General features: G+C 66.6%; 5 protein-coding genes and 1 tRNA gene. 4 read left to right on the top strand and 2 right to left on the bottom strand.

Annotated elements, in window-relative coordinates; all coding sequences use genetic code 11:
* On the top strand, nucleotides 1–1,056 hold a 1,056-nt coding region (locus tag Q0O40_RS14775; protein WP_295531535.1), incomplete at its 5' end, for an SPOR domain-containing protein.
* Between the two features lie 53 nt (nucleotides 1,057–1,109).
* Here Q0O40_RS14775 and Q0O40_RS14780 read toward each other — a convergent pair.
* The gene (locus Q0O40_RS14780; RefSeq protein WP_295531538.1) at nucleotides 1,110–2,339 is read right to left on the bottom strand and encodes a dihydroorotase family protein; all 1,230 of its coding nucleotides are present in this window, start codon (nucleotides 2,337–2,339) and stop codon (nucleotides 1,110–1,112) included.
* Nucleotides 2,336–3,400, bottom strand: a complete 1,065-nt coding sequence (locus tag Q0O40_RS14785) for an aspartate carbamoyltransferase catalytic subunit (RefSeq protein ID WP_295531540.1) — start codon at nucleotides 3,398–3,400, stop codon at nucleotides 2,336–2,338. Before Q0O40_RS14785 ends, Q0O40_RS14780 begins: the two co-directional genes overlap by 4 nt.
* Before the next feature lie 84 nt (nucleotides 3,401–3,484).
* Here Q0O40_RS14785 and sppA point away from each other — a divergent pair, with 84 nt between their 5' ends.
* From sppA to tig, 3 genes are all read left to right on the top strand, one after another.
* The gene (gene sppA, locus Q0O40_RS14790; protein WP_295531543.1) at nucleotides 3,485–5,395 is read left to right on the top strand and encodes a signal peptide peptidase SppA; all 1,911 of its coding nucleotides are present in this window, start codon (nucleotides 3,485–3,487) and stop codon (nucleotides 5,393–5,395) included.
* Nucleotides 5,396–5,522: 127 nt separating this feature from the next.
* A tRNA-Leu gene (locus tag Q0O40_RS14795) sits at nucleotides 5,523–5,607 on the top strand.
* Nucleotides 5,608–5,689: 82 nt separating this feature from the next.
* A partial coding sequence (tig, locus tag Q0O40_RS14800) for a trigger factor (RefSeq protein WP_295531545.1) occupies nucleotides 5,690–6,789 on the top strand: 1,100 nt, incomplete at its 3' end.

A 6,789-nucleotide genomic window follows, 5' to 3' on the forward strand; every position in this document is an offset into this window, starting at 1 on the left:
TACTGCCGCTTCTGGTTCACCGCGCCCAACCGGCGGCTTCGGCCGCCGGGTCATTGGCTCATAAGCGGGAGCGACAAAGCCATGAACGAGACCAAATCCTTTGCATCGCTCAGCCCCAGCCTGCTGGCCCGCAAAGGCGCAGCGCGCCCGGCGATGCGCCCTCAACCCGGCCAGGCCGCAACGTTGCTGGCCGACGCGCTGCGCGCTGGCGAAAACTCGGCTAAAATGCGCCAGAATCTGGCGTATGCCTATGCGCTCGACGGTGGCTGGCGTGAAGCGCGGGTGATGGCCTCACAGGATGTTCCCGCAGGCGAGCTCAATGCGCGGCTGCAGCAATGGGCGGCCATGAACAAACCCGAAGATGGCCGCCAGCGCGTGGCCAACCTGCTCGGCGTGCCGCTGCGCGCCGATGAGGGCCAGCCCGCAGCGTTGGCGCTTGCCAATTTCCCGGCCGCCGCCCAGCTCGCCGCCGAAACCGCTGCGCCGGCAGAAGGCGCCGATCTGGCCAAAGCGGCGGTCACTGAACTGGCCGCAGCGCCGATCCCCGCCGAAGCGCAGCCAGCCGTGGCCGATGCGTCGTCAATGCCCGTGGCGGCCCAGATCGCCGCCATCGACGTTCCCGCCTCAACGCCCGCGCAGCAGGCCTCATCCCTCGACGCCCCGCAAGCGGCGGCTCCTGAGCCGGCGGCCCCGCAAGGTGAAACCGCGCGCAAAACCGGACAGGTGAAGCTGGCCGCAGCGCCGGTTCCTGCCGAGCGCGGCACCCATGTCGCCCAGCTTGGCTCGTTTTCAAACGAAGCGGGAGCCAAGCGCGCGTGGCAGCATTTCGCTGCGCGCAATCCGGCGCTGAACGACTACCACAGCCAGATTATCGAGGCGACGGTGCGCGGCCATCGCTTCTGGCGGGTTCAGGCCGCAGGTTTTGCCGGCTTTACCCCCGCCAAGACGGTCTGCCAGACGGTCAAGGCGCAAGGCGGTGTTTGTCTCGTCATGGCGACCGCGCGCCTGCCTTCGCCCAAAGGCAGCCCGATAGAAACCCGGATGGCACGCCGCTAAGCAAGCTTTAAGGCGCCATTAGCGTGCAGATAGCGCGCTATTTGCGCATCCTGTCAAGCGACCCTGCTGCCGCCTTTGAACAGGCCGACGACCCGCCCCTCCACCGGCCGCCGGTCGAAGGGCGTGTTGCCCGCTGTCGCCGCCATCCGCGCGCGATCGACGATCCAAGGCCGCGTGGGTTCGACCAGTGCGATATCCGCCTCTGCCCCCACCACCAGCCGCCCGGCATTAACGCCCAGCAGCATCGCCGGATTGCGCGCCAGCAGCGCAAAGGCGCGGGCCATGTCAATATGGCCATCGCGCACCAGCGTGAGCGTCAGCGGGAGCAGTGTCTCGGCCCCGGCCATGCCCGGTTCGGCATCAGCAAACGGCAGGCGCTTGTCTTCGGGGCCGCGCGGATCGTGGCCCGAAGCGATCACATCGATTGTGCCATCGGCAATCGCGCCGACGACGGCCTGCCGATCCGCATCGCTGCGCAAAGGGGGCGAGAGGCGGCAGAAGGTGCGGAAATCGGCAAGCTCAAGATCAGACAGCATGAAATGAGCGGGCGTCACCCCGGCAGTGACCTGGATCCCGCTCGCCTTGGCGCGGCGCACCAGATCGAGCGCGCTCGCTGTCGTCACTTGGCGCAAGTGGAGCCGCGCGCCGGTCAATTCGGCGAGCGCCAGATCGCGCGCCACCGCCAGCGCTTCGGCTTCGGCGGGCGCTGCGGGCAGGCCGAGACGGGTCGCCATCTCGCCCGCCGTGGCCACGGCATTGCCCGCAATCCCGGCGTCCTCAGCATGGCTGACAACGACCAGCCCGAGCATCGCGCAATATTGCATCAGCCGCAGCATAACACCAGAATCGCCCAACCAATCGCGCCCGGTGGCCGCCGCGCGCGCACCGGCTTCGCGCATCAGCGCCAGTTCGGCCAATTCGCGCCCCTCCAGCCCGCGCGTTGCGGCGGCGAGCGGATGGACCCACATGTCGGGCTTGCCCGATTGCGCTGCAAAGCGCACCCGCGCCGGATGATCGAGCGGCGGGGCCTGATCGGGCATCAGCGCGGCGCGCGTGATCCCGCCGAAATGGAACGCCGGCTTGTCGATTGCAAACACGCCGAAATCGACCAGCCCCGGGGCGACCAGCGCGCCGCGCGCGTCGATCACCTCATCGCCGTCCTCAGGCGCGATATCGCCCAGCGCCGCGATCAGGCCGTTCTCGCAGCGGATCGCGCCGGGCAGCGGCGCGCCATGCGGCAGCGCCAACCGCCCGCCGATAATCGTCAGCGGGTGCGCGATCATGGTGCGGACCCGGCCTTGATCTCGGGCAAATCGGCCCAGCCGGGCACGCCGCGCGCGCGCCGGGTCAGCACGTCGAGGCACGCCATGCGGATGGCGACCCCGGATTCGACCTGACGGGTGATCAGGCTGCGCGAGGCATGATCGGCAACCTGGCTATCAATCTCGATGCCGCGGTTCATCGGGCCGGGATGCATGATCAACGCATCGGGCTCCGCGCGCGCCAGCCGATCAAGCGTGAGGCCATAAAGGTGGCGATATTCGCGCGGGGAAGGAATGAACTGCCCCTCCATCCGTTCCTGCTGGAGGCGCAGCATCATGACCACTTGCGCGCCCTTGAGCGCGGCATTGAAATCGGTGAACGGAGTGACGCCCATTGCCTCGATCCCGGCGGGCATCAGCGCGGGGGGCGCGCAGACATTGACATCGGCGCCCAGCGCGGTGAGCGCCAGCATATTCGAGCGCGCGACCCGGCTGTGCAACAAATCGCCGCAGATCGTGACGCGCACGCCATTGAGGTCGCTCTGCGGCGGCAAGCCCAGCGCATGGCGGATGGTGAGCGCATCGAGCAGCGCCTGCGTGGGATGCTCGTGCTGGCCGTCGCCCGCATTGAGCACTGGGCAATCGACCTTTTCCGCGATCAGCCGGACCGCGCCCGAGCTGGCATGGCGGATCACGATGGCATCGGCGCGCATCGCGTTGAGCGTCATCGCCGTGTCGATCAACGTCTCGCCCTTTTTCACGCTGGATGTTGCGGCGTGCATGTTGACCACATCCGCGCCCAGCCGCTTTCCCGCAATTTCGAACGACAGCAGCGTGCGGGTGGAATTTTCAAAGAAGGCGTTGATGATGGTGAGGCCCGAAAGCAAGTCGGCGCCCTTTTGCGGCTGGCGGTTCAAGGCAACCCATTGTTCCGCTTCATCGAGCAGGAACAGGATCTCGTGGCGGGCCAGCTGGCCAATTCCGGTGAGATCGCGGTGGGGAAAGGCCAGACCGCCGGCAGGATAGCGGCCAGATGCCAAACCGGCGGCAATCGTGGCAGAGCTTTGGGGCAATCCGGTCATCAAGCTTAGGCTACTATCCCTCTGGCCCCAGCGGCTCAAGTGTTTCGGCTGGCATCGCAGGCGATGCACTCCTAGATATCCCCCATGAAGTTTGCCCGCACGGTTTGGAAAATCCTCGTCGCCATCAAGGACGGTCTCGTCCTGCTCCTCCTCCTGCTGTTCTTCGGCGCGCTTTACACGGTGCTGACGCTCAGGCCGTCGCCGGGCGTGGTGCAGGGCGGCGCGCTCTATCTGCCGCTCGATGGCCCGGTGGTGGAGGAAAAGGCACGGCTCGACCCGACCTCGTTGCTACTTTCGGGCCAGACACCGCAAAAAGAATATCAGGAACGCGATCTGGTGCGCGCGATCGAAGCCGCAGCAAGCGATTCGCGGATCAAGGCGGTCGTGCTCGATCTGGAGCGCTTTGGCGGCGGGCGGCAGGTCGCGCTGAGCCGGATCGGCGCAGCGATGGACAAAGTCCGCGCGGCGAAGAAGCCGGTGATGATCCGCGCCATGCTCTATACCGACGATGCAGTGCAATTGGCTGCGCATGCCAGCGAAGCCTGGGTCGATCCGATGGGCGGGGTGGCGATCACCGGCCCCGGCGGCACCGGGCTTTATTACAAGGCGCTGCTGGATAGGCTCCAGATCAAGGCGCACGTTTTCAAGGTCGGCACTTACAAAAGCGCGGTCGAGCCGTTCATGCGCGGCGACTCCTCGCCTGAGGCCAAGGAAGCGCTGATGGCAGTCTATTCGGCGGTGTGGGATGGGTGGCAGGCCGAAGTGAAGAAGGCGCGGCCCAAGGCGGATATCGGACCGGCGATCACCGACCCGGTGCAATGGATCGCCAAGGCCGGGGGCGACGCGGCGAAGGCCGCGCAACGATCGGGCATCATCGACCGCATCGGCGACAAGGCGGCATTCGGCAAACGCGTGGCCGAGGTGGTCGGCGCTGATCCGGCGGCGGGAACTTATGCCTTCAAGGCGACAGGCCTCGCCTCCTATCTGGCGGACCGCCCAGCCCCCAAGGAGGGCAAGGCGATCGCGGTGGTGACGATTGCGGGCAATATCGTCGACGGCAATGCCGAGCCGGGCACGGCGGGCGGCAACCGCATCGCCGACCTGATCGACAAGGCGGCGGCGAGCGGAGACTATTCGGCGCTGGTGGTGCGAATCGATTCGCCGGGCGGATCGGTCATCGCCTCCGAACGAATCCGCGCCGCGATTGCGCGGATGAAGGCATCGGGGGGAAGCGGCGGCAAGGGCATGCCAGTGGCGGTGTCCATGGGCAGCCTGGCCGCGAGCGGCGGCTATTGGGTGGCCACCCCGGCAGACCGCATCTTTGCCGAACCCGCCACGATCACCGGCTCGATCGGGATTTTCGCGGTCATCCCCTCGTTCGAAGACGCGCTGGCCAAGATCGGCGTGGGCACCGACGGGTTTCGCACCACGCCGCTTTCGGGCCAACCCGATATCATCGGCGGGCTTTCGCCGCAGCTCGAGGCGGTGCTGCAACAACAGATCGAGGCGGGCTACGGGCGCTTTGTCGGGCTGGTGGCGGCCTCGCGCCGCAAAACCCCAGCGGACATCGACAAGATCGCCCAGGGCCGCATCTGGGACGGCGGCACCGCGCGCCAGATCGGGCTGGTCGACCAGTTCGGCGGGCTGGACGAGGCGGTTGCGTGGGCCGCGAAGACCGCCAAGGCCGAGCAATCGCACCCGGTGTTTCTGGGCGAGACCGCAAGTTCGTTCCAGTCGCTGCTGCAATCCTTCGCCGGGGGCAGCGACGGGCCGGACGGTGCCGCCACGGGCGGCCCGGCGCGCGATGTGGCCGCGCTGATCGCGGCGCAGCAGATCTCGCTGGCGGACCGGCTGGCCAGCGATCTGACCCGCCTGATGGGCAGCGCCGGGGCGCAGGCTTATTGCCTTGAATGCGCCGGGATGTCCGGCCCGCCCAGCACCGGAGACGCGCGCACCAGAACGTGGCTGGCCTTGCTGACGCAATTCCTGCGTTAGGTCCGCTCGGCCGAACCTTGCAGCCCAGCAGGCAGACCGATGGTTCCGTCGGGTAACTTGACCTTACCAGCAAGGCTTGCCCTTTTGACGGCGCTAGGATACGGGCGACGCTCGTTTTTCGCCGGATGCGGGCGTGGCGGAATTGGTAGACGCGCTGGATTTAGGTTCCAGTATCGCAAGATGTGGGGGTTCGAGTCCCTTCGCCCGCACCAGATTCCGCCCTGCTCCGCGATCGCGCATGCCGCCGATGGGGGCGACATGCGCGGGTTATGACAAGAAAGTTGGATCCTGAAGATGCAGATCGTTGAAACCAGCAACGAGGGCCTGAAGCGCGCCTATACCGTGACCATCGCAGCGGCAGACATTGCCGCGCGGATCGACGGCGAGGTCAAGCGGATGGCCCCGCAAATCCGCATGCCGGGCTTTCGCCCCGGCAAAGTGCCCGCCAATCTTGTGCGCACGATGCACGGCCCCGCGATCCATCAGGAAGCGCTGCAAACATCGATCAAGGACGCGATGGATCAGCTCGTGGCGGCAAAGCAGCTGCGCCCGGCGATGCAGCCCGATGTCGCGCTGGGCGATGGATATGAGCAGGGCCGCGACGCCGAGCTGATCGTCAGCCTTGAAGTGCTGCCCGAGGTGATCCTGCCCTCGCTCGACGGGCTGACGCTCGAAAAGCTGGTCGTTCCGGTGAGCGACGAGCAAGTCGATGAAGCCGTAGAGCGCATCGGGCAGGGCCAGAAGAGCTTTGTCGATGCGCCCGAGGGCACGATCTCGGCCGATGGTGATCAGCTGATGATCGATTTCCTTGGCAAGGTCGATGACGTGCCCTTCGATGGCGGCGCTGCCGAAGATCAGGCGCTGGAACTGGGCGCGGGCCGCTTCATCCCCGGTTTTGAAGAGCAGCTGGTCGGCGTGAAGGTCGGCGATGAGCCAGTGATCACCGTCACCTTCCCCGAAGACTATCCCGCCGAAGCGCTCAAAGGCGCGGTTGCCACCTTCGACATCAAGGTCAAGGCGATCAAGCATGCCAGCGATTTCGAGGCGAATGACGAATTTGCCAAATCGCTTGGCCTTACCAGCCTTGAGCAGCTGCGCGGGCTGCTGCGCGGACAGCTAGAGCAGGAGAATGCGGGCCTTACCCGCACCGCGATGAAGCGTGCACTGCTCGACAAGCTGGCCGCGGGCCATGATTTTGCGGTGCCGCCGTCGATGGTCGAAGCCGAGTTCGCGCAGATCTGGGAACAGCTGAAGCGCGAGGCCGAGAGCGAAGCGAACGCTGAGGAGGCGCTGAAGGAGATCGAGGCCGAACAGGACGATTATCGGAAGATCGCCGAGCGCCGCGTGCGCCTCGGCCTGCTCCTGTCGGAAATCGGCCAGGCCAACGGCGTGGC

It is taken from the genome of Novosphingobium sp. Chol11 (genome assembly GCF_945870625.1).
Taxonomy (GTDB): Bacteria; Pseudomonadota; Alphaproteobacteria; order Sphingomonadales; family Sphingomonadaceae; genus Novosphingobium.

Bases quoted from the DNA above. Each gene is read 5' to 3' on its own strand.
- Q0O40_RS14780 (WP_295531538.1), bottom strand. From the start codon at position 2,339: ATGATCGCGCACCCGCTGACGATTATCGGCGGGCGGTTGGCGCTGCCG.
- Q0O40_RS14785 (WP_295531540.1), bottom strand. From the start codon at position 3,400: ATGACCGGATTGCCCCAAAGCTCTGCCACGATTGCCGCCGGTTTGGCA.
- sppA (WP_295531543.1), top strand. From the start codon at position 3,485: ATGAAGTTTGCCCGCACGGTTTGGAAAATCCTCGTCGCCATCAAGGAC.